We start from the raw sequence: 2,049 nt of genomic DNA, 5'->3' as shown, positions 1-2,049 counted from the left end.
TGTGGGAGCGAGCCTGCTCGCGAAAGCGGTGGGTCAGCTTTCATAAAAGCGGCTGGTGCACTGCTCGCCAGCCTTTATCTGAGGCCTGTTGCTAACGCGGATCGACGATATCCAGCGCCCGATTCGCCAGCAATTCACTCATCTCGATCACCTGAAGAATACCCATCGCAACCTGCCGGCGAGAGCCTTCAAGGTCGAATGCCAGGTCGCTGATCATGGCGTTGGCGGAGGCGAGGTTTTCGCTGAGGTTGGCGAGCAGGCTTTCGCTATCGACCCCTTCCACCACAGTGAAAAGCTGGCGCGCTGGCGGTTCTTTCTTGGCCTTGTCCTGTTCCGGCTTCAAGTAGTAATCGAGCGCCCGCTCAGTGGCTTCGTGGTTTTCCGGGTCTAGGCTGGAATAGGCAGAGGTGGGGTCTGATTCGGGTGGGTTCGGTGTGGCTTTGAACATGGTGATGCTCCTAGGGGTAATGGAGCCGCCAGACATCGCTGCTAAACGAAGAGGGTGGCGACTGTACGCGGGTTAGCAGACCGGACCCCTAGAGCCGGCAGACCCGAAGGTCTCCCACGCACAACCGCCATTACATGGCAGGCATCAACACCTGCTCAACAATGCGGAACTCTATGCGTCTAGGGATTCAGGCTGCTAAACCCGACCGCTGAATTTCAGCGACCCGGTAACCATAAAGACCCACCCCAAAGCGCACAAGCGGGCGGATTCTGGCTTAGTTGTAGGCAAAGGCGCAAGGCAACGTAGCCTTGGGGCTAGTGCACCCTGTTATTGGGTATACGTCTGTAAGGCTTTAAGAAGGGCGGGTGTTAGCACCAATATCATGCGGACCCAACCTGTGGGAGCGAGCTTGCTCGCGATGACGGCGGCACAGCCAACATCCAGGTCAGCTGACCCACCGCTATCGCGAGCAAGCTCGCTCCCACAGGGTTTGCATGCTTAGTTGGTTTTGAGATAACGCTTATTCGAAACCATTCTGTACAGCGACGGCATTTCTGGCTGTACGGAGGCGTCTTATCTGGTGAACCGGGCTGTTCAGAACTAGATTTTGTTGAGCACCGTCGGGCCCCGGCTTTATCCGGAAAGAAGGAATTGGCTATGAATAAGCTTCTACGCATGATGTTGCTGCTGAAGGTTTTGGTGATGTTGTCCCTGGGTTCCACCATCGCGTGGGCGGAATGCGATCAGCATGATCAGCACGCATCGAGTGGGCAGGTCGTGCAGGGCGAGTTGATGTTGGCGGCCTCCGATGCGGATGCAGGCGATCCGGACGATGGCGAGGATGACGATGGTTCGCCGGTCGATCCGCCGGATGGTGATGAAGATGAAGAGGGCGATAGCCAGACGTAGTGTCCATAAACGAACTCTGCTGAACTATCGTGAAAAATGGCCCTGGTGACAGGGCTTTTTTTCGGGTGGCGTTTGCTTGCCTTATACCGAAGGCGTGCGATCACCTGTCAGAACTGACAGTAGACGGCTTTTCATGCAGCTCTTATAACCTCCAGAGAACAACTATCCGGTTGCTCATTAATTTCTAGGAAGAAGGCTCATGAAGATTAGCGATCAGCCTGGCAAAAAAGCGGTAGGTCACATGAAGGGCTCGGTAGGAGGGGTTGCGTTTTCACTTTCGACGGGCTTGACGCTGTTTGCGGATGACTGGAGCACCGATTTTGTGATTCAAGCCGATTGGATAGAAAATGACTCGGCTAGACAGCTGACGTTCTACATCCCTGAACGGGGCCCGGAGGAAAAAGAGTATTCGATCGACTCATTGGCGAGTGCCTTTTATGAACTAGACGGGAAGGCAGAACGTTGGCGAGACGGCACCATTACTCGCATGGAAGCGAGGTTCTTAGGTGACCCGGAAAATTGGTACGTGGTGATCAAGTTCGATTTTTACGTCAGCATCGGCGACCAGACGGTCAATATCAGCGGCGACGGTAAACTCACCGGCGCATCTCCCTGGGGAAAGCGTGAGTCCGATGAGTTTCGCAAATGTTGGGGAATAGGTGCGGCCTAGCGGCGAGGGAGCTTGCTCCCGC

General features: G+C 55.2%; 3 protein-coding genes. 2 read left to right on the top strand and 1 reads right to left on the bottom strand.

The window, feature by feature from the left end; translation table 11 throughout:
* Positions 1-91 precede the first annotated feature (91 nt).
* A complete protein-coding gene (locus tag OC610_RS26335; RefSeq protein WP_264432057.1) occupies positions 92-448 on the bottom strand; it encodes a DUF6124 family protein in 357 nt (118 codons plus the stop codon).
* A gap of 657 nt (positions 449-1,105) precedes the next feature.
* Between OC610_RS26335 and OC610_RS26330 the strand changes: the two genes are divergently transcribed.
* Together OC610_RS26330 and OC610_RS26325 are read left to right on the top strand one after the other, a co-directional pair.
* Complete coding sequence (locus OC610_RS26330; RefSeq protein ID WP_264432054.1) at positions 1,106-1,357, top strand: hypothetical protein; 252 nt, start codon at positions 1,106-1,108, stop codon at positions 1,355-1,357.
* Positions 1,358-1,556: 199 nt separating this feature from the next.
* Positions 1,557-2,027 carry a hypothetical protein gene (locus tag OC610_RS26325; protein WP_264432051.1) on the top strand — a complete coding sequence of 157 codons (471 nt, stop codon included), beginning with the start codon at positions 1,557-1,559 and terminating at the stop codon, positions 2,025-2,027.
* The last annotated feature ends 22 nt before the right edge of the window (positions 2,028-2,049 follow it).

The organism is Pseudomonas agronomica, assembly GCF_025917275.1.
Lineage (GTDB): Bacteria > Pseudomonadota > Gammaproteobacteria > Pseudomonadales > Pseudomonadaceae > Aquipseudomonas > Aquipseudomonas agronomica.
The sequence above is the reverse complement of the archived record's forward strand: the minus strand, read 5'-3'. Positions and strand labels throughout refer to the sequence as shown.